The organism is Aeromonas bestiarum, assembly GCF_028751155.1.
Taxonomy (GTDB): Bacteria; Pseudomonadota; Gammaproteobacteria; order Enterobacterales; family Aeromonadaceae; genus Aeromonas; species Aeromonas bestiarum.
In genome coordinates, this window is record NZ_CP064746.1 from 1,053,114 (window position 1) to 1,074,818 (window position 21,705).

Annotated in this window: 20 protein-coding genes; 3 read left to right on the forward strand and 17 right to left on the reverse strand. The window is 62.3% G+C overall.

Features of this window, described 5'->3' with window-relative positions; translation table 11 throughout:
- Positions 1 to 28: 28 nt before the first annotated feature.
- From ybeD to leuS, 12 genes are all read right to left on the reverse strand, one after another.
- On the reverse strand, positions 29 to 292 hold the full coding sequence (ybeD, locus tag IU367_RS05200; protein ID WP_042867550.1) for a DUF493 family protein YbeD: 264 nt from the start codon (positions 290 to 292) through the stop codon (positions 29 to 31).
- Between the two features lie 279 nt (positions 293 to 571).
- Entirely contained in the window at positions 572 to 1,762 is a 1,191-nt protein-coding gene (locus tag IU367_RS05205; RefSeq protein ID WP_043555087.1) for a D-alanyl-D-alanine carboxypeptidase family protein, read from the reverse strand.
- A gap of 195 nt (positions 1,763 to 1,957) precedes the next feature.
- On the reverse strand, positions 1,958 to 2,938 hold the full coding sequence (locus IU367_RS05210; protein WP_274453610.1) for a septal ring lytic transglycosylase RlpA family protein: 981 nt from the start codon (positions 2,936 to 2,938) through the stop codon (positions 1,958 to 1,960).
- Complete coding sequence (gene mltB, locus IU367_RS05215; RefSeq protein WP_274453611.1) at positions 2,880 to 3,878, reverse strand: lytic murein transglycosylase B; 999 nt, start codon at positions 3,876 to 3,878, stop codon at positions 2,880 to 2,882. The genes IU367_RS05210 and mltB overlap by 59 nt, the downstream gene beginning before the upstream one ends.
- A complete protein-coding gene (gene rodA / locus IU367_RS05220) occupies positions 3,878 to 4,981 on the reverse strand; it encodes a rod shape-determining protein RodA (protein ID WP_043135747.1) in 1,104 nt (367 codons plus the stop codon). The genes mltB and rodA overlap by 1 nt, the downstream gene beginning before the upstream one ends.
- The gene (gene mrdA, locus IU367_RS05225; RefSeq protein WP_043135745.1) at positions 4,974 to 6,890 is read right to left on the reverse strand and encodes a penicillin-binding protein 2; all 1,917 of its coding nucleotides are present in this window, start codon (positions 6,888 to 6,890) and stop codon (positions 4,974 to 4,976) included. Before mrdA ends, rodA begins: the two co-directional genes overlap by 8 nt.
- Before the next feature lie 101 nt (positions 6,891 to 6,991).
- Positions 6,992 to 7,459, reverse strand: coding sequence for a 23S rRNA (pseudouridine(1915)-N(3))-methyltransferase RlmH (gene rlmH, locus IU367_RS05230; protein WP_042034723.1), 468 nt, complete (start codon positions 7,457 to 7,459; stop codon positions 6,992 to 6,994).
- A gap of 22 nt (positions 7,460 to 7,481) precedes the next feature.
- Positions 7,482 to 7,823, reverse strand: a complete 342-nt coding sequence (gene rsfS / locus IU367_RS05235) for a ribosome silencing factor (RefSeq protein WP_043135742.1) — start codon at positions 7,821 to 7,823, stop codon at positions 7,482 to 7,484.
- Positions 7,824 to 7,996: 173 nt separating this feature from the next.
- Positions 7,997 to 8,641 carry a nicotinate-nucleotide adenylyltransferase gene (nadD, locus tag IU367_RS05240; RefSeq protein WP_043135740.1) on the reverse strand — a complete coding sequence of 215 codons (645 nt, stop codon included), beginning with the start codon at positions 8,639 to 8,641 and terminating at the stop codon, positions 7,997 to 7,999.
- A 76-nt stretch (positions 8,642 to 8,717) separates the two neighbouring features.
- Positions 8,718 to 9,752, reverse strand: coding sequence for a DNA polymerase III subunit delta (gene holA / locus IU367_RS05245; RefSeq protein ID WP_274453612.1), 1,035 nt, complete (start codon positions 9,750 to 9,752; stop codon positions 8,718 to 8,720).
- A gap of 13 nt (positions 9,753 to 9,765) precedes the next feature.
- Positions 9,766 to 10,248, reverse strand: a complete 483-nt coding sequence (locus IU367_RS05250; RefSeq protein ID WP_042867584.1) for an LPS-assembly lipoprotein LptE — start codon at positions 10,246 to 10,248, stop codon at positions 9,766 to 9,768.
- Between the two features lie 116 nt (positions 10,249 to 10,364).
- Positions 10,365 to 12,944 (reverse strand): leucine--tRNA ligase, encoded by a 2,580-nt coding sequence (gene leuS / locus IU367_RS05255; protein ID WP_274453613.1) that lies wholly within the window; start codon positions 12,942 to 12,944, stop codon positions 10,365 to 10,367.
- A gap of 145 nt (positions 12,945 to 13,089) precedes the next feature.
- Here leuS and IU367_RS05260 point away from each other — a divergent pair, with 145 nt between their 5' ends.
- A complete protein-coding gene (locus IU367_RS05260; RefSeq protein WP_043135733.1) occupies positions 13,090 to 13,572 on the forward strand; it encodes a zinc ribbon-containing protein in 483 nt (160 codons plus the stop codon).
- A 74-nt stretch (positions 13,573 to 13,646) separates the two neighbouring features.
- Here the strand turns inward: IU367_RS05260 and lnt are convergent, their stop codons facing one another.
- The 5 genes from lnt to miaB all read right to left on the reverse strand — a co-directional run bounded on the left by lnt (position 13,647) and on the right by miaB (position 19,607).
- Entirely contained in the window at positions 13,647 to 15,143 is a 1,497-nt protein-coding gene (gene lnt, locus IU367_RS05265) for an apolipoprotein N-acyltransferase (protein ID WP_274454345.1), read from the reverse strand.
- Positions 15,144 to 15,429: 286 nt separating this feature from the next.
- A complete protein-coding gene (gene corC, locus IU367_RS05270) occupies positions 15,430 to 16,314 on the reverse strand; it encodes a CNNM family magnesium/cobalt transport protein CorC (protein ID WP_042034712.1) in 885 nt (294 codons plus the stop codon).
- Positions 16,315 to 16,609: 295 nt separating this feature from the next.
- The gene (gene ybeY / locus IU367_RS05280) at positions 16,610 to 17,080 is read right to left on the reverse strand and encodes an rRNA maturation RNase YbeY (RefSeq protein WP_042867601.1); all 471 of its coding nucleotides are present in this window, start codon (positions 17,078 to 17,080) and stop codon (positions 16,610 to 16,612) included.
- Positions 17,077 to 18,117: a PhoH family protein gene (locus tag IU367_RS05285; protein WP_274453615.1), complete on the reverse strand. Its 1,041-nt coding sequence runs from the start codon at positions 18,115 to 18,117 to the stop codon at positions 17,077 to 17,079. The genes ybeY and IU367_RS05285 overlap by 4 nt, the downstream gene beginning before the upstream one ends.
- A 56-nt stretch (positions 18,118 to 18,173) precedes the next feature.
- Positions 18,174 to 19,607: a tRNA (N6-isopentenyl adenosine(37)-C2)-methylthiotransferase MiaB gene (gene miaB / locus IU367_RS05290; RefSeq protein WP_103470955.1), complete on the reverse strand. Its 1,434-nt coding sequence runs from the start codon at positions 19,605 to 19,607 to the stop codon at positions 18,174 to 18,176.
- 267 nt (positions 19,608 to 19,874) lie between these two features.
- Here miaB and IU367_RS05295 point away from each other — a divergent pair, with 267 nt between their 5' ends.
- Both IU367_RS05295 and IU367_RS05300 read left to right on the forward strand, forming a co-directional pair.
- Positions 19,875 to 21,038, forward strand: coding sequence for an FAD-dependent monooxygenase (locus IU367_RS05295; RefSeq protein WP_274453616.1), 1,164 nt, complete (start codon positions 19,875 to 19,877; stop codon positions 21,036 to 21,038).
- 33 nt (positions 21,039 to 21,071) lie between these two features.
- Positions 21,072 to 21,638 (forward strand): cysteine hydrolase family protein, encoded by a 567-nt coding sequence (locus tag IU367_RS05300; RefSeq protein ID WP_274454346.1) that lies wholly within the window; start codon positions 21,072 to 21,074, stop codon positions 21,636 to 21,638.
- Positions 21,639 to 21,705 lie beyond the last annotated feature (67 nt).

The following is a 21,705-nucleotide window of genomic DNA, read 5'->3' on the forward strand; positions in this document are numbered from 1 at the left end:
AATCGCCCCTGGCGGGGCGAGAGAGAAATTACAGTACGTATTTCACCAGCTCGATCTTGCCAAGGGCATGGTACATCGCTTCGATGTGCTCTTTGCTCTGGGCTGTCACGGTTACGCGGACCGAGTGGTAGTTGCCCTTGGAGCTGGGCTGAACGGTCGGGCTGTAAGTACCGGGGGCGTGTTGCTGCAGCACTTCAACCACCTGATCCGGCAGGGCCGGGTCGGCAATGCCGAGCACCTTGAACGGGAACTTGCAGGGGAACTCCAGCAGTTCATCAAACTTGGTATTCATCTACTCACCTTTTGGCGTCATCACGGGATGACTTCATCTTTAATCTTGCGTGGCTGGTGGCCAATGGCTCATCAGGCCGTCATGTACAAGTCTATATGGGCATAGCCCGGGCAGAGATCAAGGCCCGGGCCGCGCGACAAGACATGGAGATGCTGCTTTTTACCACAAATCGCCAGTCGGCGGAACCTGCAGATTGCAGGGTTATTCGCTGGTATGACCGGGTAAAGACAGCAGCGGCGCCTGTTGGCGCCGCTGTTTGGTCAGGATTGTGCGTCTCTCTTACTTGAACCAGCTGGAGACCAGCATCACCAGGTAATCCCACAGACGGCTCATCAGTCCGCCTTCCTGCACCTCTTCCAGCGCGACCAGCGGCACCTGCTTGATCTCCTTGTCGCCCTGCTTCAGGAACACGGTACCGACCCGTTGGCCCTTGGCCAGCGGGGCTTTCAGTTCGCTCTCGAGCTGGAAGTCCGCTTTCAGGTTGTTGCCCTGACCACGGGTGACCAGCACGGACACGTCCTTGTCGACGCCCAGTTTCACTTCAGACTTGTCGCCCATCCAGATCTTCTGGGTGACCAGCTCGGTGCCAGCCTTGTACGGGGTCAGGCTCTGGAAGAAACGGAAACCATAGGTGAGCAGCTTCTTGCTCTCGGCGGCGCGGGAACCCTCGCTGCTGGCGCCCAGCACCACGGCGATCAGGCGCATGCCTTCGTTGTTGGTGGCGGAGGAGACCAGGTTGTAGCCGACCTGGCTGACGTGGCCGGTCTTGATGCCATCCACCTGCAGGGACTGATCCCACAGCAGGCGGTTGCGGTTGTGCTGGGTGATGCCGTTGAACACGAAGGATTTCTGGGAGTAGATCTTGTACTCCTCAGGCAGATCGCGGATCAGGGCCTGACCCAGACGGGCCATGTCGTGGGCGGTACTGTAGTGGCCTTCCGCATCCAGACCGTGCGGGTTCATGAAGTGGCTGTCCTTCATGCCGAGCTTGGCGGACCAGGAGTTCATCAGGCTGGCGAAGGAGTCTGTGCTGCCGGCCAGGAATTCGGCCATGGCGACACAGGCATCGTTGCCGGACTGGATGATGATGCCCTTGTTGAGATCATCGACGGAGACCTGCTTGCCCACCTCGATGAACATCTTGGAGGAGTCGGTGTAGTTCTTGGACCAGGCGTTCTGGCTGATGGTCACCATGTCGGTGCGCTTGATGTTCCCCTTCAGCAGCTCCTGGCCGATGATGTAGGAGGTCATCATTTTGGTCAGACTGGCGGGCGGCAGACGCTCTTCGGCGTTCTGCTCGGCCAGCACCTGACCCGAGTAGTAATCGATCAGAATATGGGCCTTGGCGGAGATCTCCGGCGCGGCGGGAACGACCATGGGGGTTGCGTTCGGGGTCGGTACAGGCTGGTTGGCCTGGGCGGTGGCGCTTAACAGGGAGGCCAGAATAACTGAACGGGCAAATTTGGACATCTTGAAATTCCTGGAGCCTGGATGGGGGTAACCCAAGTTAAAAATGCGGGCTTCACTATACCAGAAGCGACCGTCGGTCATAGTCCGACGTGCCATCTGGTCTGGTTTTTTATCCATCGGGAGCCGCCGTCACGCCGGGAAACGACGTGACGACGGGCGCCCGGCGGTGGCTCACCCGAGGTGAGCCGCATGGTGTCAGGGGACGATAAAGGCTTGCTCCAGCCCCCCCTGACGGATCTGTTCCAGCAAGCTTGCCTGCTGATCGGCGGCGACCGGTCCCAGCAGGACCCGGAAGATGGCGCCGTGGGCCACCACCTGATACGGCACGCCGTAGCGCTGGGTCATCACCTTGCCCATGGCCTCGGCCCTGGGCTGAGAGCCACTGGCCAGCACCTGGATCATCTTGCCGTCACCGCTGCCGGCGGGGGCGGCCGCCTTGGCCGCTGCCGGTTTGGCGGGTTTGGCCGCGGGGGCCTTGACGGGGGCCGGTTCAGCGGCGGCCGGCGTGGCCATGGCGAGCGCGGTCGGCTCACCCAGAAAACCTTCCTGCGCCGCAGTCTGCGGAGCGGCCGGGGTCACCGGGCTCTGCGCCGCTTGCATGGGCTGCATCGTCATCATGGGCACCATCTCGACCATCTGATCCGGCTTGTCGTTGATCAGCTCCAGCCGCACGCGCGCCTCGCCGCTCTCCACCATGTCCAGCTGTTTGGCGGCGGCGTAGGAGAGATCGATGAGGCGAGTGCTGTCGGACGGGCCGCGATCGTTGACCCGCACTATGGTCTCCAGCCCGTTGTCCAGATTGGTGACCCGCACATAGCTTGGCAGCGGCAGGTTGCGGTGGGCGGCGCTGAACAGCTTGCTGTCCAGCACGTCGCCGTTGGCGGTCTGCTGACCGTCCAGATCCTGGGCCAGCCAGCTGGCGGTACCCTCTTCCGTGTAGTGCTTGATATCGCGCCACACCTCGTTCTTCTGCTTGCCTATCCAGTAGTCCCGGTTGCCGCTGGCACTCAGGGGCTCGGGACGCGGAATGGCGCCCGTGGCTTGCGGGATCTCGATGACCTGAGGTTTTTCCTGCTGGACGGGTTCCTGCGGCAGGGGAGCCTGTTCCGGCTGGCTGCTACAGGCGGCCAGCAACAAGCTCAGGCTGAGCGGGAGAAGTTTGTGGCTGTAATGCATACGCTTCCTGGATTGCTTGACTGAGTTGATGCACCGCCATCGCATAGAGAGGGCTGCGGTTATAGCGGGTGATCACATAAAAATTGTGGCGCGCGACCCAGTATTCCGGTCCATCGGCCTGTTCCAATGCCAGCAGTTTCACCGGCGTGTCGGGTGCCAGCGGGGTGGCGAGTTCAATCCCGGCGGCAGCCAGCTCTGCCCACTGCTGCTTGAGCTCGGGTTCGGGCCGAAGCAGGGTACTCACTGGCGCCAGCCCGATCAAGGCGGGCTCGACGGCCGACTCGCCCCAGCGCCACTGGTGCAGGGCGAAATAGTTGGCGACGCTGCCGATGGCATCCACCGGATTGGCAAACAGATCCCGCTTGCCATCTCCGTCAAAATCGACCGCGTAGTGGCGGTAACTGGAGGGCATGAACTGTCCCATGCCCATGGCGCCCGCGTAGGAGCCCCTGAGGCGGGTGAGTGGCCACTTCTCCTCTTTGGCCAGCAGCACCAGCTGGGCAAATTCCTTGGCGAAGAACTCCTCGCGCGCTGGGTAGTGAAATCCCAGGGTGTAGAGGCTGTCGAGCACGGAATGGCGGCCCATCTGGCGGCCGTAGAAGGTTTCTATGCCTATGATGGCGACTATGAGGGAGGCAGGCACCCGGTAGTGCTGCTCGGCCCGCGCCAGGGCATCGGCATGGCGTTGCCAGAAGTTGACCCCGTCCTGTATGCGGGCCTGGGTCACGAACAGGGGCCGGTAGCTGTGCCAGGGCCTGGCTTCCCACGGCTTGCTGATGGTGTCGAGTATCTCCTGGCGCAGCCGGGCCTGCGCCGTGGCCTCCTGCAATTCGGCCAGCGGTACCTGCTGCTGCTCGGCCAGCAACGCCAGCCGCTCGGGCACAGGGGCTGCACTCGCCGTCAGCGAGCACAGGGAGAGCGCCAGCCAGGCACCTCTCATCAGGCCAGCAGCCTTCTGTGGGTCTGGATGGACATCAGGATGCCGAAGCCGGCCATCAGGGTCACCATGGAGGTGCCGCCGTAGCTCACCAGCGGCAGGGGGACCCCTACCACTGGAAGAATACCGCTCACCATGCCCATGTTGACGAACACATAGACGAAGAAGGTGAGGGTCAGGGCGCCACCGAGCAGGCGCTCGAAGCTGTTCTGGGCCTGCATGGAGATAAACAGGCAGCGGCTGATGATGTAGAGATAGATCACCAGCAGCAGGGCGACGCCCACCAGACCGAACTCCTCGCTGAACACCGCGAAGATGAAGTCGGTGTGGCGCTCGGGCAGGAACTCGAGCTGGGACTGGGTGCCCTGCAGCCAGCCCTTGCCAAAGACGCCGCCGGAGCCGATGGCAATCTTCGACTGGATGATGTGATAGCCGCGGCCGAGCGGGTCTTTCTCCGGGTCGAGCAGCATCAGTACCCGCTGGCGCTGGTAGTCGTGCATCAGGAAGAACCAGAGCACCGGCATGAAGGCGCAGATGAGCAGCACTGCCAGCCCGATCAGCCACCAGCTGATCCCCGCCAGGAAGATGACGAAGAAGCCGGAGGCGGCCACCAGGATGGAGGTGCCGAGATCGGGCTGGGCCGCGATCAGCAGGGTGGGCAGCAGCACCATCACCAGGGCGATCACCACATGGCTGAACTTGGGGGGCAGCGAATGGCGGCTGAGCCAGGCGGCCACCATGATGGGCATGGAGAGCTTCATCACCTCGGAGGGCTGGAACTTCATAAAGCCGAGATCCAGCCAGCGCTGGGCACCCTTGCCGATATGACCGAACACGTCCACCGCGATGAGCAGCAGCACCACCACCACGAACAGGGGCACGGACCAGCGCGCGTAGAGGGAGGGGGGCAGCTGGGCCATGCCTATCATCAGGGCGAAGGCCAGGCCGCCACGCACCAGCTGGCGCACTATGGAGTCCACGCTCTGACCGGAGGCGGAGTAGAGCACCACCATGGAGAGGGACATCAGGGCCAGCAGGCCGAGAAACAGCGGCAGGTCGATATGCAGCCGGTACCAGATGCTCTGTCGCTGCGCGGAATTACTCATGGGAAACGGCCTCGCGTGATGGGGACGGCTGCTTGGGAGCCGGTGGCAACTGGGGCTCTGGTGGCACCAGATAGGCATCCAGCATCTGACGTGCCACGGGCGCGGCCATGCTGCTGCCGCCCCCGGCGTTCTCCAGCACCAGGGCCACTACGGCCTTGGGTGCCTCGAACGGGGCGAAGGAGACGAACAGGGCGTTATCCCTGTGCTCCACCTTGGTGGTGGCCGCGTTGTAGACCTGGTTCTCTTTCAGACCCACCACCTGGGCGGTACCTGACTTGCCCGCGGCCTTGTAGGGCGTGTTGGCAAAGGCGCGTCGGCCCGTGCCTTCATTGCCGTTGATGACGCGCCACATGCCGTCCTTGGCCACCTGCCAATAGGCATCGTTCTTGGCCTTGAGCGCCATGTTCGGGTTGACCGGGGCGTTGACCACCCCATCCAGCGAGGCCGTGCTCTTGAGCAGGTGCGGCGTCACATCGTGACCGTTCTGGGTCAGTATGCTGATCGCCTTGGCCAGCTGGATCGGGGTGGCGCTCCAGTAGCCCTGACCTATGCCGATGGAAATGGTGTCACCCTGATACCAGGGCTGGCGCCAGCGTGCCATCTTCCAGTCGCGAGAGGGCATGACGCCCTTGGTCTCCTCGTACAGATCCACCCCGCTGTACTGACCGAAACCGAACTTGGTCATGTAACTGTGGATCTTGTCGATGCCGACTCTATAGGCGAGATCGTAGAAATAGGTATCCGCCGACACCTCGATGGCGCGGTAGACGTCGAGCCAGCCGTGGCCCCAGCGGCGCCAGTCGCGAAACTTCTTGGTGGTGCCCGGGATGGAGAAGCTGGGGCCGCCGAAGTAGCGGTAGTTGGGGGTGATGGCCCCCTCGTTGAGTCCCATCACCGCCATCATGGGCTTGACGGTGGAGGCGGGGGCATAGATGCCCTGAGTGGTGCGGTTCACCAGCGGACGGGCCGGATCGTTGAGCAGCGCCGAATAGTTGGTGTTGGAAATGCCGGTCACGAACAGGTTGGGGTCATAGCTCGGGCTCGACTCCATGGCCAGGATGGCGCCGGTATTGGGATCCATCATGACGATGGCGCCCCGGCGACCGGCCAGCAGTTGCTGGGCCTTCAGTTGCAGGCGAATGTCGATGTTGAGGTAGATGTCCTTGCCGGGCTCCGGCGGCTGGAACTTGAGGGTCCGTACCACGCGGCCGCGGTTGTTGACCTCGACCTCCTGATAACCGGCCACCCCGTGCAGCTGATCCTCGTAGAACTTCTCCACCCCCTGCTTGCCGATATCCTTGGTGGCGGCATAGTTGGCGAGCTTGTCCTCCTTGTCGAGGCGCTCCACGTCACGGGTGTTGATCTTGGCCACGTAGCCCAGCGCATGGGTGAGGGTGTCACCAAACGGATAGTAGCGCTTGAGGTAGGCCTCTATGCTGGCGCCCGGATAGTTGTGCTGGTTGACCGAGAAGAGCGCGACCTGATACTCGGTCAGCTTCTCGAACAGGGCCACCGGCTTGAAGCGGCGCTGGCGTTTGACCTCGGCCAGGAACTTCTCCTTGGTCCCTTCCGGCAGCGCCAGCAGGGTGATCAGCTCGTCGGCGGTCTTGTCCAGGTCTTTGGTCTCTTCCGGCACGATTTCGAGACTGTAGACGGGGCGGTTCTCCGCCAGCAGCACGCCGTTGGCGTCATAGATGAGGCCCCGTGGCGGCGCCACGGGCACGACCCGGATCCGGTTGTCGTTGGAGCGGGTCTGATAGGTCTCGAAGGATTCGACCTGCAGGTAATAGAGATTGCCCAGCAGCACCAGCATCAGCACTATCATGCCGATATAGGCGACCAGGGTGCGTCGGAAGAAGAGGCGACCCTCGGCGCTGTGGTCGCGCATTTCGATGCGATTCTTCAGCATGCCGCTACCTTATGACAGACGAAGGGAGAAGACAAAAACCCCATGGGTTATTCCCTGTGATACGGGTGATATAAGGGGGTGATGCGCCAGATGTGCATGGTTCATTCCCTGTGATACGGATGATTGGTGGTAATGCTCCAGGCGCGGTAGAGGCTCTCAGCCACCAGCACCCGTACCAGCGGGTGGGGCAGGGTCAGCGGCGACAGCGACCAGCTCTGCTCGGCGGCGGCCTTGCACTCGGGCGACAGCCCCTCCGGGCCCCCGACCAGCAGCGCCACATCGCGACCATCCAGCTTCCAGGCTTCCAGTTGTACGGCGAGCTGCTCCGTGGTCCAGGGCTTGCCGGGAATATCCAGGGTCACTATGCGTGAACGGCCGGCGGCGGCCAGCATGGCTTCCCCCTCCTTTTGCAGGATGCGGGGGATGTCGGCATTCTTGCCGCGCTTGCCGGCGCCGATCTCGACCAGCTCGAACGGCATGTCTTTGGGGAAACGGCGACGGTACTCTTCGAAGCCACGCTCTACCCAGGCAGGCATCTTGGTGCCCACTGCAATCAACTGGATCTTCATCGTTTGTTACACTTGTGCTCTGTTATTGCGCATTCACTTGAGCGGTAGCGCCCCAGAGTTTTTCCAGTTGGTAGAAGTCGCGATATTCGTCCTGCATCACGTGCACTATGACTTGCCCCAAGTCCACCAGTACCCATTCCCCCGTGAGCTGGCCTTCCACGCTCAGCAGATCGAGCCCGGCATGGCGAGCTTCGCTGGCCAAGTGATGGGCGATGGCGCTGACGTGGCGACTGGAGTTGCCGGAACAGACGATCATGGTGTCTGTGATGCTGGATTTACCGCGCACATCGAGGGTGATGATGTCGCGGCCTTTCATGTCATCGATCTTGTCGACGATAAAGGCATGCAGTTCTTGGCCTTGCAATGATCTTCTCCTGTGTTCCGACGCCTGAGGGCGGCGGATTATATCATGGTCACTCCCGTTTCCCAGTCCGATGAAGGGGAGTGGAACGGGGGCCGTGCCCGTGTGGCAAACCAGGCCCCTGTTGATCAATATAGTGCGCAACCGGCCGGGACAATAGTCGGCGCCGGTTGTGGTCAGCTTGGCTGGTAGAGGCCTTGCTGGCGAATGTAATCGGCTACCGACGGCGGCAGCAGGTAACGGGGATCCTCCCCGGCCGCCAGCAGGGCTCTGAGCCGGGTGGCCGACAGCTCGATGGGCTGGTTGTCCGCCAGCCAGATATGGCCGGCAAGGCGCCGGTGCAGCGCGGTGGCATCCGTGGTGTGATGGCGAGCCAGCAGCTCGGCCACCTCCCCCGGGTAGTCAGGTTGCCAGCCCGGCCGCACGCTCACCACCAGATGGGCATAGTCGAGCAGCTCTTGCCAGCGATGCCAGCTCGGCAGGCCGAGCAGGGAGTCCATCCCCATCAGAAAGCAGAGCGGGGTGCCCGGCAGCGCTTGCCGCAATTCGATGAGGGTGTCTATGGTCCAGGAGGGGGTGTCCCGCTTCAGTTCCCGCTCATCCACCACGAATCCCGTATTCTCCGCCGCCGCCAGCTTGACCATGGCGAGGCGCTGCTCGCTCGAACAGAAGGGGTTGGCGCGATGGGGGGGGATATGGTTCGGGATCAGCCGGATTTCGGCCAGCCCTATGGCGTCCCGCGCCTCTATGGCCGGGCGCAGGTGGCCGATATGGATGGGGTCGAAGGTCCCGCCCAGCAGCCCGATAGGTGGCTTCAGCATGAGCAGTCCTCAGCAGTAAGGGGACCTATGTGGATGGGGTCTAAGGTGGCTCGGGCCAGCAGGTCGATGGGGGCCTTCAGCATGAGGCGGGCTCCAGCAGGGGCAGCGGCGTACCATCGCGAAAACCCAGGGCCAGGGTCTGCAACATCAGCCAGGCCTGCTCTGTGTCGAAGCGACGCTGGGCGTCGTCAAGCCGGGCCATCAGCTGCCACAGCTGCTGCAACTTGGTGAAGGGCAGCCGGGTCAGGGCCTGCTGGATCAGCTGCTGGCGGCTCTGCCAGATGCGCAGGCGGGAGAAGTGCTCCACCAGCGGCTGGCCGGCTCTGGCGGCCAGGGCCAGCTCGGTGAGCTGCTCCAGCTCGCGGCAGAGGGCCCAGGCCAGCATGCCGGGCTCTGTACCCTCGGCGCGCAGGGCCAGCAGGATGCGCTGGGCCCGGTTCACCTTGCCCTCCAGCAGGGTATCGATGAGCTGGAACGGCGTGAAATGGGCGTGGCGTATGATGGTTTCTTGCAGATAGGCGACGCTGATGGGTTGGGGCGGTGCCAGCAGGGTCAGCTTCTCTATCTCCTGGCTGGCGGCCAGCAGGTTGCCCTCGTAGGAGTGGCACATGAAGTTGATGGCATCCGGCAGCGCCTTGAGGCCGAAACGCTGGAAGCGGGCGCTCATCCAGCGCGGAAAGAAGCGGGGCTCGGGGTGATTGACCGGCACATAGGTGCCGTTCTGGCTGAGCTTGTCGAACCAGGCTGCCTTCATCTGGGTCTGGTTGAGGCGAGCGCCGCTCAGTACCAGCAGCAGATCCGGATGCAGTTGCTTGCCAATTTCAGTGATGCGGGCGGCCAGATCCTTGTCGACCTTGGCCGGCAGCTCCAGCTCTATGATCTGGCGGGCGGAGAAGAGGCTCATGGCCTGACAGGCATCGTAGACCTGATTCCAGTCCAGTCCCTGCTCCACCACGAAAGTATGGCGCTCATCGAACCCCTGCTTGCGGGCGGCCTGACGGATGGCGTCGATGGCCTCCAGCTTGAGCAGAGGCTCGTCACCAAAAACGAGATAGCAGGGCTTGAGCCCTGCCTTGAGATGATCCGCAAACTGCTCGGGATAGACTCTCATCAAGATACTCGCATCAGAACTTGACCTGGCTCAGTTGGCGGATCACCAGGCTGGCGGCCTGCTCCTGCATCTCCTTGCCGAGCTGCTCCTGCTCGCGGGAGGAGGCCAGCGCCGCATCCGGCTTGTTCAGGAAGCTGCGGTTGAAGGTGATGGGGAAGACCTGGGTCGGTTTGCCCGGCATGGAGACGGTGAACTGGGTGTTGTAGCCCAGCACGTACTCACGGGCCTGGCCTATGGAGTCAACCGAGGCAACCTGACTGGTGCTGCCGACGCCGGACAGGGTCAGCACAGGTATGCCCTCCTTGTCGGCGAGCTTGACGCCAGCCGCCTTGAGGCGGGTGGTGACCAGTCGGTAGAAGTCGCTCTTGTTGTCACCGACCACCTTCATGGTCATCAACTCGGGCGGGATGGCGGTGCCTCGCATCTGAAAACCGCAAGCCTGCAGCAGCAGGCCCATCAGCACTATGGCCATCCAGCGAATGAGGGGGGTGCCCATATGAAATCCTCTTTGCATTAGGGGAAAGCGGCGGGCGCAGGGCCCGCCGTTATCATCCGTTTGTCGTTACCGCTTGGCAACCAGGCAGTCAGCTTGCGTTGCCACGCGATATGGCATCAGTTGGCCACTATGTTGAGCAGTTTGCCCGGCACATAGACGACCTTGCGAACGGTCAGGCCATCGGTGAACTTCTGCACAGAGGCATCGGCCATGGCCAGTTTCTCGACGTCGGCCTGGCTTATCTCGGCCGGCACTGTCAGCTTGCCGCGCATCTTGCCGTTGATCTGCACCACCACCAGCTTCTCGGTCTCGACCATGGCAGCCTCGTCGGCCACCGGCCAGGCGGCGTGGTCCAGGTCGTCGCCCTTGCCCAGCATCTTCCACAGCTCGAAGCCGATGTGCGGGGTGATGGGGGAGAGCATGACCACCACGGCTTCCAGCGCTTCCTGCATCAGGGCGCGATCCTGCTCGTCGGTGCCGAGCTTGGAGAGGTTGTTCATCAGCTCCATGATGGCGGCGATGGCGGTGTTGAAGGTCTGACGACGACCCACGTCATCGCTCACCTTGGCGATGGTCTTGTGCAGCTCGCGGCGAACGGCTTTCTGGTCGCCGGTGAGGGCAGCCACATCCAGTGCCGGGGCGGCACCGCCACTGACGTGTTCGAAGGTGATGCGCCACAGGCGACGCAGGAAGCGCTGGGCCCCCTCAACGCCGGAGTCGGACCACTCCAGGGTCATCTCGGCCGGCGAGGCGAACATCATGAACAGACGGACGGTATCGGCGCCGTAACGCTCCACCATCAGCTGGGGGTCTATGCCGTTGTTCTTGGACTTGGACATCTTGGTCATGCCGGAGTGGATGACTTCACGGCCTTCGTTGTCGATGGCCTTGGTGATGCGACCCTTGTCGTCACGCTCGACCTTGACGTCAACCGGGCTGACCCATACGTTGCCGCCCTTCTCGTCTTTGTAGTAGAAGGCGTCGGCCAGCACCATGCCCTGGCAGAGCAGGCGCTTGAACGGCTCATCGCTGTTCACCAGCCCGGCATCACGCAGCAGCTTGTGGAAGAAGCGGGCGTAGAGCAGGTGCATACAGGCGTGCTCGATGCCGCCTATGTACTGATCCACCGGCAGCCAGTGGTTGGCGGCAGCCGGATCCAGCATGCCCTTGTCGTAGTCCGGGGAGCAGTAGCGGGCGTAGTACCAGGAGGACTCCATGAAGGTGTCGAAGGTATCAGTTTCCCGGAACGCTTCCTGGCCGTTATAGGTGGTCTTGGCCCACTCGGCATCGGCCTTGATCGGGCTCTGGATGCCATCCATCACCACGTCTTCCGGCAGCAGTACCGGCAGTTGATCTTCCGGGGTCGGCACCACAGTGCCGTCGGCCAGGGTCAGCATGGGGATGGGGGCACCCCAGTAACGCTGACGGGAGACACCCCAGTCGCGCAGACGGAAGTTGACGGTGCGCTTGCCCTTGCCGATCGCTTCCAGCTTGCTGGCGATGGCATCGAAGGCGGCCTGGAACTCGAGACCGTCGAACTCGCCGGAGGCGAACAGCACGCCCTTGTCGGTGTAGGCGGCCTCGATCACGTTTGGCGCTTCACCGTCAGCCTGCTTGATGACAGGCTTGATCTCGAGACCGTACTTGGTGGCGAACTCATGGTCGCGCTGGTCGTGGGCCGGAACGGCCATCACGGCGCCTGTGCCATAGTTCATCAGCACGAAGTTGGCGACCCAGACCGGCACCTTGCGGCCATCCAGCGGGTGAATGGCATACAGGCCGGTGGCCATGCCCTTCTTCTCCATGGTGGCGAGTTCGGCTTCGGCCACCTTGGTGTTCTTGCACTCGTCGATAAAGGCGGCAAGCTCGGGGTTACCGGCGGCAGCCTGCAGGGCCAGCGGGTGACCGGCGGCTATGCCCACATAGGTGACGCCCATCAGGGTATCGGGACGGGTGGTGTAGACCTCGAGGTCGCCATCCTGATCGGCGACCTGGAAGTGGATGTTGACCCCTTCGGAGCGGCCAATCCAGTTGCGCTGCATGGTCTTGACCATCTCCGGCCAGCCTTCCAGATTGTCGATGTCGTTCAACAGCTCTTCGGCATAGTCGGTGATCTTGATGAACCACTGGGGGATCTCTTTCTGCTCCACCGGGGTGTCACAGCGCCAGCAGCAGTTGTCGATCACCTGCTCGTTGGCCAGTACCGTCATGTCGTTCGGGCACCAGTTGACGGAGGAGGTCTTCTTGTAGACCAGACCTTTCTCGTACAGCTTGGTGAAGAACCACTGCTCCCAGCGGTAGTAATCCGGTTTGCAGGTCGCCAGCTCGCGATCCCAGTCATAGCCCAGACCCAGCATCTTCAGCTGGTTCTTCATGTATTCGATGTTTTCGTAGGTCCAGGGCGCCGGTGCCGTGTTGTTTTTGACCGCGGCGTTCTCCGCCGGCAGGCCGAATGCGTCCCAACCTATGGGTTGCAGCACGTTCTTGCCATTGAGGCGTTGATAACGGGAGATCACATCACCTATGGTGTAGTTGCGAACGTGCCCCATGTGTAGACGACCAGACGGATAGGGGAACATGGAGAGGCAGTAGAACTTTTCCTTGTCTACTTTCTCCACCGCCTTGAAGGTTTTCTTGGCATCCCAGTGCTTTTGCACTGCTGGTTCTATGGATTGGGGAACGTATTGCTCTTGCATTGGTGACATCCGGATCTGTGAAATGAATAGATAAATCAGCTGGGAAATCGCAATAGAATACCCATATCCAGCGGCGGCAACAACCGCCAGCATCCGTCAGGCCTTATGCCGGGCATGATCAGGGTTCAGTAGAGGAGTAACGACCATGGACAAACGTCAAAAAGGGTACGAAGCCTTCATTGCAGAGCTGCAAAAGCAGTGGCAAGAGACTGAAGAGTTCCAGGGGGAGCGCCTCAACCGGATGATCGCCAAGGTGCAGGCCTATCTGGAGGCGGCCGGCGACCTGACCCAGGATGAGCTGGCGCTGATCGCCGAGTATGTGAAGCGGGATCTGGGCAACTATGACGAGGGGCGCGCAGAGGTGGAGGAGTCCGCCTTCATGCTGGCGCTCAAGGACACCGCCTGGTCCTGGCTGGCGGACGTGACCGACCGTGCTCAGGTGGAGTGGCGCGAGCTGGCGGACGAGCTGGAGCACAAGGGCGTCTACGAGGCGGGTGACTGGGTGGGCCTCGGCGTCATGGTGTGCGAGCAGTGCGGCTGGCGCCATACTGTGCTGCACCCGCAACCGCTCGATACCTGCCCCGAGTGCGGCGGCCATGAGTATCACCGCGAGCCGCTCTCGCCCTGATCCCGTCAGACAACCAGATGAAAGAGGCGCCCAGGGGGCGCCTCTTTCATTCAGCGACGAACCGGAGCGCCGGTTCAGAGCTCGCGGGCCCAGGGGTGGGCACGGGGGCGCAGCGCCAGCGCCAGACCGAGCAGCAGGGCGGTCAGCCCGTACAGCGGCCAGCTGCCAAAGCGCAGGTAGGGGGTCGAACCGTGGGCGGGACGCACCTCGGCTCTCAGCACCCCGGCCTCGAACTGGGGGAGCTGGGCTATGATGCTGCCATCGATCTCGGTGACGATTGTGATGCCGGTGTTGGTGTCGCGCAGCAGCGGGCGAGCCAGCTCCAGCGCGCGCATGCGGGCTATCTCCATGTGCTGCCAGGGACCTATGCTGGTGCCGAACCAGGCATCGTTGGAAACGGTCAGCAGGAAATCGGTATCCGGCTGCACGTTGCGGCGCACCTCGTCCGGGAAGATGATCTCGTAGCAGATGGCGGCGGCGAACTTGAGCCCCTTGGCGATCAGGTTCGGTTGCTGCTCATTCCCGCGGCTGAAGGAGGACATGGGCAGGTTGAAGAAGGGCGCTATGGGGCGCAGCAGATCTTCAAACGGCACGAACTCGCCGATGGGCAGCAGGTGGTACTTGTAGTAGCGGTTCTTGTGCTCGTAGTGATACGACTCCTTGCCGTCCGCGTCCTGCACTCCCATGCCCAGCACGGTATTGAAGAAGCGCTGCTGCTCGAAATCGTAATGAATGATACCCGCCAGCAGGCCGGTGTCGTTCACCTTCATCGCCTTGTCCAGGCTCTCCAGGTAGTTGCCCATCTCCTTCTCGATGGCCGGGATCGCCGATTCCGGCCAGATGATGATGTCGGCATCCTGGTTCTCGCGGCTCAAATCCTGATAGGTGCGCACCGTCGGCACCAGCGCCTCGGGATCCCACTTTAGGGACTGTTCTATGTTGCCCTGCACCAGGGCGACCTTGACCGGCTCGCCGCGGGTCACCCAGTTGAGCTGCATCAGCCCCTGAGCGGCACCGATCAGCGCGACGGGCAGCAGCAGCCAGACCGGCTTGCGGCTCTGCCATACCAGCCAGAGGGCGGAGGCCGACAGCAGCAGCGCCAGCGTGATGCCCTGCACGCCGAGGATGGGGGCCAGCCCCTTGAGCGGCCCGTCGATCTGGCTGTAACCAAACCAGAGCCATGGGAAGCCTGTCATCACCCAGCCGCGCAGCCAGTCCGCCACCAGCCAGAGCGCCGGGAAGGCGAGCAGCCAGCGGCTCCAGTGGCGACCGCTGAAGAAGCGGGCGAAGGCCCAGCAGGCCAGGGTCGGGTAGAGCGCCAGATAGGCCGACAGGCCGGCCAGCAGCACGAAGGCGACCGGCAGCGGTATGCCGCCAAACATGGTCATGCTGACGTGGATCCACCAGAGCCCTGGCAGGAACAGCCCCATGGCATAGCCAAAGCCGCGCCAGGCCGCCTGCCTGGGGCTGGCCTTGTCCAGCAGGGCATAGAGGCCGAGCAGGGACGGGATCACCAGCGGCCAGTAGTTGAAGGGGGAGAAGGCCAGCACGGCGAGCGCGCCGGATGCCATGGCACAGAGGCTTGTCAGGAGTTTCGATTTCACGGGCAATAGAGGCTCGGATTGGACTGCAACAGGTTGATTGGCCGGTATCTTAACCTGTAAATGCGGTCAACGGCGAGCCTCCCGGCTGTGGCGGGCGCAACCGGGCTGGGATCGGGAAATAAAGGGCGGTCTGTCGGGCAGGGGATGACGTGCGGGGTTGGAGGATATGGTTGCCTTGCCCCGTGGCCAAATGGCAAGCGCCCCGACGAGCGGGGCGCTGATGCTTCACGGCTGGCCGGGGGCCGCGCTGGATTTACTGGGCTTCAGACTGGGCCGCGACATGGTTGTCGGGGATCTTCACCTGCAGCTGCTGCAGGCGGCGCCGGTCGGCGTGCATCACCTTGAACAGGTAGCCGTCCAGCTCTATCTCCTCGCCTTTTTTCGGCAGGTGGCTGAAGGCGTGCATCACCAGACCGCCCACGGTATCCACCTCTTCATCGCTGAACTGGGTGCCGAAGAAGTCGTTGAAATCCTCGATCTCGGTGAGGGCACTGACCGAGAAGACCCGCTTGCTGATGCGGCGGATCTCGTCCGGCTCATCTTCGATGTCGTCAAACTCGTCGTCTATCTCGCCGACGATGAGCTCCAGTATGTCTTCAATGGTCACCAGACCCGAGACGCCACCAAATTCGTCGACCACTATGGCCATGTGGTAGCGCTCTTCACGAAACTCCTTGAGCAGACGGTCGACCCGCTTGCTCTCGGGCACGATCACCGTAGGGCGCAAGATTTTCTCGAGCTGCAGCGGCTCGCTGGCATGGTGGCCGCCGAAACCGAACGGCAGCAGATCCTTGGCGAGCAAGATGCCCTCCACATGATCCTTGTCTTCGTTGATCACCGGAAAGCGGGAGTGACCTGATTCGATGATCACGGGCAAGATGTCGTCCACCGGCTGGGACTTCTCTATGGTGACCATCTGGGAGCGGGGGATCATGATGTCACGAACGCGCAGCTCGGCAATTTCGAGCACGCCCTCAATCATGTCCTTGGTGTCCTGATCGATAAGATCGCGCTCCTCGGCATCGGCTATCACATCCACCAAATCGTTGCGGTCTTTTGGCTCGCCCTGGAAGAGTTGGCTGAGTTTGTCGAGCCAGGTTTTCTTCGGCGAGCCGGTACTAGGGTGATCGTCGGTCATTTTTTCTCTTGGTTACTCGCTTGAACACATTTGAAATTGTCTTGGTGATATAAGGATGGCCATCGGCTGTTTCAAGACGATGACTCTCCCGTCCTTTACTCTTCGTCGTTCAGATAAGGGTCGGCAAAACCGAGTTCCTGCATGATGTCGCGCTCCAGGCGTGGCACCATCTCTTCGGCTTTGTTCTCCTGTCTACTCTGCTACTTCATCGTCCTGATAAGGATCGGCAAAACCGAGTTCCTGCATGATGTCGCGCTCTAGGCGTGGCACCATCTCTTCGGCTTTGTTCTCCTGTCTACTCTGCTACTTCATCGTCCTGATAAGGATCGGCAAAACCGAGCTCTTGCATGATGTCGCGCTCCAACTGCTCCATCTCTTCGGCTTCCTCATCCTCGATATGGTCATAACCTAGCAGATGCAGACTGCCGTGCACAACCATGTGGGCCCAGTGGGCCTCCAGCGGTTTGTTCTGCTCGACGGCCTCCTGTTCCACCACCTGGCGGCAGATGACGAGATCGCCGAGCAGCGGCAGTTCCATGCCAGGTGGTGCCTCGAACGGGAAGGAGAGCACGTTGGTGGGCTTGTCCTTGCCGCGGTAGGTGAGGTTGAGCTCGCGGCTCTCCGCCTCGTCGACGATGCGCACCGTCACTTCGGCCTCGGTCTGGAAGCCGAGTATGGTGCCGTCAAGCCAGCCTTGCAGCTTGGCTTCGCTCGGCAGATCTTCCGCCTGAGCGCAGGCCAGTTGCAGATCCAGGGTCACACTCATTGGGCACTCTCTTTATTGGCTTTGGCAGGGATGGTCTCGGCCTGGGCGGCGTCGAACGCCTCATAGGCCTGCACTATGCGAGCCACCACAGGGTGGCGCACCACGTCTTTGGACTCGAAGAAGTTGAACGACAGGCCGTCGACCCCTTGCAGCACTTCCAGCGCGTGGCGCAGACCGGATTTGGTGCTGCGCGGCAAGTCCACCTGAGTGATGTCACCGGTGACCACCGCCTTGGAGTTGAAGCCGATGCGGGTCAGGAACATCTTCATCTGTTCCGTGGTGGTGTTCTGGGCCTCATCCAGGATGATGAAGGCGTCATTGAGGGTGCGACCGCGCATATAGGCGAGCGGCGCCACCTCGATGATGTTGCGCTCCATCAGCTTCTCGACCCGCTCGAACCCCAGCATCTCGAACAGGGCGTCGTAGAGCGGGCGCAGATAGGGATCGACCTTCTGGGAGAGATCGCCGGGCAGAAAACCCAGCTTCTCGCCCGCTTCCACCGCCGGGCGGGTCAGCAGGATGCGGCGTATCTCCTGACGCTCCAGCGCATCCACGGCGGCGGCCACCGCCAGATAGGTCTTGCCGGTACCGGCCGGGCCTATGCCGAAGCTGATGTCGTGCTGGACTATGTTGGCGATGTACTGCGCCTGATTGGGGCTGCGCGGCTTGATGAGGCCACGCTTGGTCTTGACCGTCACCTCCTTGCCATAAGGCATGCCGGCGGCCGGTTCGTCGTCCTGCTCCAGCACCCGCGACTCCTGAATGGCCAGGTGCACCATGTCGGGCACTATGTCGGTCACCTTGCCGCCCTTGAGGGGCTGGGTTTCCACATAGAGGTGCTTGAGGATGACGGCCGCGGCATCCAGCTGGGCCTGTTTGCCAACCAGCTGGAAGTGGCTGTCACGATAGCTGATCTCGACGCCGAGGCGGCGTTCCAGCTGCTTGATGTTGTCATCGAAGGGACCGCACAGGCTGGCGAGGCGCCGATTGTCGGCGGGCTCCAGATGCAGGTTCAGGGTCGAGATGTGTCGGCTCAAAATATCCTCGTCTTGACGCAGTGCCCATCAGGCCAAGCCGGATGGGCACGAAGAGATTAGTGGGGAGTGAAGGCGGCAACGCCCAGTGCGTCCGGCACGTTGTCCGGGCGGCGGGCCAGGATCTCGCGCGGCGCGGTGGCGATGCGCAGATTCATCTCATCCTCACCGCGAATAAAACGACCGCGCAGGGAGTTGGGACGCACCTCTGTGATCTCCACGTCGGCAAAGCCGCCTATCAGGGTGTGCTGTCCCTCGAAGTTGACCACCCGATTGTTCTCGGTGCGGCCACACAGCTGCATGGGGTCGAGCCGGGACGGTCCTTCCACCAGGATGCGCTGGGTGGAGCCCAGCATGGCGCGGCCAATCTGCATCGACTGGTTGTTGATGACATGCTGCAGGCGGGCCAGGCGGGCCTTTTTCACTTCCATGTCGACGTCGTCTGGCATGTCGGCGGCCGGGGTGCCGGGGCGCGGGCTGTAGATGAAGCTGAAACTCATGTCGAAGTTGATCTCTTCGATCAGCTTCATGGTGGCCTCGAAATCCTCGTCCGTCTCGTTCGGGAAGCCGACGATGAAGTCGGAACTCATGGTGATGTCGGGACGGGCGGCGCGCAGGCGACGGATCTTGGACTTGTACTCCAGCACTGTGTGCGGGCGCTTCATCATGGTCAGGATACGGTCGGAGCCGCTCTGCACCGGCAGGTGCAGGAAGCTGACTACTTCCGGCGTGTCCTTGTAGACCTCTATGATGTCGTCGGTGAACTCGATCGGATGGCTGGTGGTGTAGCGAATGCGGTCTATGCCATCGATGGCGGCCACCAGTCGCAGCAGCTCGGCGAAGGAGCAGATGCTGCCATCAAAGGTCGGGCCCCGATAGGCGTTGACGTTCTGGCCCAGCAGATTCACCTCGCGCACGCCCTGTTCGGCGAGCTGGGCGATCTCGTAGAGCACGTCGTCCATCGGCCGGCTCACCTCCTCGCCACGGGTGTAGGGCACCACGCAGAAGGAGCAGTATTTGGAGCAGCCTTCCATGATGGAGACGAAGGCGGTGGCGCCTTCGGCACGGGGTTCCGGCATGCTGTCGAATTTTTCGATCTCGGGGAAGGCGATGTCCACCTGGGCACCGCGCCCTTCCTGCACCTGCTTGATCATGGCGGGCAGGCGATGCAGTGTCTGTGGACCGAAGACGATATCCACATAGGGGGCGCGAGTGCGAATGTTGTCCCCCTCCTGGGAGGCGACACAGCCACCCACGCCGATCACCAGACCGGGCTTGTTGGCCTTGAGTTTTTTCCAGCGTCCCAGCTGGTGGAATACCTTCTCCTGTGCTTTTTCGCGGATGGAGCAGGTATTGAGCAGCAAGACATCTGCCTCTTCGGGCTCCTCGGTCAGTTCATAGCCATTGCTGGCATCCAACAGGTCGGCCATCTTGGACGAGTCGTACTCGTTCATCTGGCAACCCCAGGTTTTAATGTGAAGTTTCTTGCTCATTGCTTCTCTTGACTTGTTTTGAAATCGGCATGGTCAAAGGACCGGGCATTTTACTCCGCAATCTGGATACTGCCTAGCTAATATCCAGCCCGTCATGGGTCTCTCTCCCTCCTGAACAGTCGCTATTTGCTCGGCCTTTCTCCTTGATTTGGCGCGGCAATTCGCAATTTGTCTCACTGTTTCTGCCGGTCCCTTGCGGTATCATGTCCCCATTCGGTTTGGCCCCGCCTACCCTTGTCCGGGGCGTCCCCTTTCAGGAATCAAGTTATGGAACAGTGTGATATCGCCATCGTCGGCGCCGGCATGGTCGGCGCCGCCACCGCCTGTCTGCTGGCGGCGCAGGGCCTCTCCATCCGGGTCATAGAGACTCAATTGCCCAAGCAATATGCCCCACAGCAGCCGCTGGATCTGCGGGTCTCCGCCATCAGCCAGGCCTCGGTGGCGCTGCTGGAGCAGGCCGGTGCCTGGCAACACCTGCAGCAGATGCGGCTCTGTCCCTACCGCCGGCTGGAGACCTGGGAGCTGGACGGCTTTGCCACCCGCTTCGACGCGGCCGATCTCGGCCTGCCCCAGCTCGGTTACATCATAGAGAACCGGCTGGTGCAGCTGGCCCTGCTCAAGAGGATGGAGGATTTCCCCACTATCCAGACCCACACACCGGCGGCGGTGACGAGTCTGCGTCAGGGCGCCGACGAGGCGGTGCTGACCCTGGACGATGGCACCGAACTCGCCGCCCGCTGGGTGCTGGCCTGCGACGGCGCCGAATCCCAGATGCGCCGGCTGGCGGGCATAGGCGTGTCGCGCTTCGAGTATCGCCAGCACTGCATGCTGATCAATATCGATACCGACTTCGAACAGGAAGACATCACCTGGCAGCAGTTCACCCCGAGCGGCCCGCGCGCCTTCCTGCCGCTGCCCGGCCGGCACGGCTCCCTGGTGTGGTATGACAGCCCGGCCCGCATTCGCGCCCTGTCGGCCATGAGCAACGAGAAGCTGGGGGAGGAGGTGCGCCGCCACTTTCCGGCCCGGCTCGGCGGCTTCACCGTCACGGCCAAGGGGAGTTTCCCGCTGGTGCGGCGCCACGCCAACGACTATCACGCCGGTCGGGTGCTGCTGCTCGGCGATGCCGCCCACACCATCAACCCGCTGGCGGGGCAGGGGGTCAACCTCGGTTTCAAGGACGTGGCCTGCTGGGCCGGGTTGCTGGAAAAGGCGGGGGCCGACTGGCATCAGCCGGCCCTGGCGGAGCGCTACGAGCGTCGCCGTCGTCCCGACAACCTGTTGATGCAGTCGGGGATGGATCTCTTCTATGGTGTGTTCAGCAACGAGATAGGGCCGCTCAAGCTGGCCCGCAATCTGGCCCTCAATCTGGCGGACAAGGCAGGCCCGCTCAAGGAGATGGCGCTGCGCTACGCATTGGGGCTGGTATAAGGCGCCGGGCGCCATCACGAGGGAGCTGAGATGATGAACAAGGCACTGCTGGCGATCGATTTTATCAACGACATAGCCCATCCGGATGGGCGCATCGCCACCTCGGCGGCCCATGTGCTGGAGCAGGATGCCATCACCCATGCCAATCAGGCGCTGGCCCATGCCCGTGCCCACGGCTGGCTGGTGATCCTGATCAAGGTCGGCTTTGACGGCGGCTACCTGCTGCAACCCAAGGGGTCTCCCATGTTTGGTCGGGCCAATCAGTTTGGTGCGCTCTCCCTGGCGGACAGTGGCACCGACTTTCACCCCGACCTCGACGTGCAACCCGGCGATCTGGTGCTGACCAAGCCCAGGGTCAGCCCCTTCTATGGCACCGCGCTGGAGCCGGCGCTGCGGGCCAATCGCATCGGTCACCTCTATCTGTGCGGGGTGAGCACCAGCTGGGCCATTCAGGCTGCGGCCCGGGACGGCCACGATCGGGACTACGCCATCACCATACTGGAGGATGCCTGCGCCGCCGCCGACGCCAGCGAGCACCGGGGCTCGCTGCGGATGCTCGGCCGTATCGCCGAGATCATCAAGGTGGCCCAGCTGGCGTGATCCCGCCGGTCAAGGCTGTTTTCGCTCACTATTTTGACATTTTGTCGCCAGTCCCCTGTTGAGCCAG

Coding starts and splice junctions, on each gene's coding strand:
- IU367_RS05210 (WP_274453610.1), bottom strand. CDS start 2,938: ATGCATTACAGCCACAAACTTCTCCCGCTCAGCCTGAGCTTGTTGCTG.
- rodA (WP_043135747.1), bottom strand. CDS start 4,981: ATGAGTAATTCCGCGCAGCGACAGAGCATCTGGTACCGGCTGCATATC.
- IU367_RS05260 (WP_043135733.1), top strand. CDS start 13,090: ATGGACAAACGTCAAAAAGGGTACGAAGCCTTCATTGCAGAGCTGCAA.
- leuS (WP_274453613.1), bottom strand. CDS start 12,944: ATGCAAGAGCAATACGTTCCCCAATCCATAGAACCAGCAGTGCAAAAG.
- corC (WP_042034712.1), bottom strand. CDS start 16,314: ATGACCGACGATCACCCTAGTACCGGCTCGCCGAAGAAAACCTGGCTC.
- lnt (WP_274454345.1), bottom strand. CDS start 15,143: ATGGCATCCGGCGCGCTCGCCGTGCTGGCCTTCTCCCCCTTCAACTAC.
- IU367_RS05205 (WP_043555087.1), bottom strand. CDS start 1,762: ATGTCCAAATTTGCCCGTTCAGTTATTCTGGCCTCCCTGTTAAGCGCC.
- rlmH (WP_042034723.1), bottom strand. CDS start 7,459: ATGAAGATCCAGTTGATTGCAGTGGGCACCAAGATGCCTGCCTGGGTA.
- nadD (WP_043135740.1), bottom strand. CDS start 8,641: ATGCTGAAGCCACCTATCGGGCTGCTGGGCGGGACCTTCGACCCCATC.
- IU367_RS05300 (WP_274454346.1), top strand. CDS start 21,072: ATGAACAAGGCACTGCTGGCGATCGATTTTATCAACGACATAGCCCAT.
- miaB (WP_103470955.1), bottom strand. CDS start 19,607: ATGAGCAAGAAACTTCACATTAAAACCTGGGGTTGCCAGATGAACGAG.
- mrdA (WP_043135745.1), bottom strand. CDS start 6,890: ATGCTGAAGAATCGCATCGAAATGCGCGACCACAGCGCCGAGGGTCGC.
- ybeY (WP_042867601.1), bottom strand. CDS start 17,080: ATGAGTGTGACCCTGGATCTGCAACTGGCCTGCGCTCAGGCGGAAGAT.
- ybeD (WP_042867550.1), bottom strand. CDS start 292: ATGAATACCAAGTTTGATGAACTGCTGGAGTTCCCCTGCAAGTTCCCG.
- IU367_RS05250 (WP_042867584.1), bottom strand. CDS start 10,248: ATGGGCACCCCCCTCATTCGCTGGATGGCCATAGTGCTGATGGGCCTG.
- mltB (WP_274453611.1), bottom strand. CDS start 3,878: ATGAGAGGTGCCTGGCTGGCGCTCTCCCTGTGCTCGCTGACGGCGAGT.
- holA (WP_274453612.1), bottom strand. CDS start 9,752: ATGAGAGTCTATCCCGAGCAGTTTGCGGATCATCTCAAGGCAGGGCTC.
- IU367_RS05295 (WP_274453616.1), top strand. CDS start 19,875: ATGGAACAGTGTGATATCGCCATCGTCGGCGCCGGCATGGTCGGCGCC.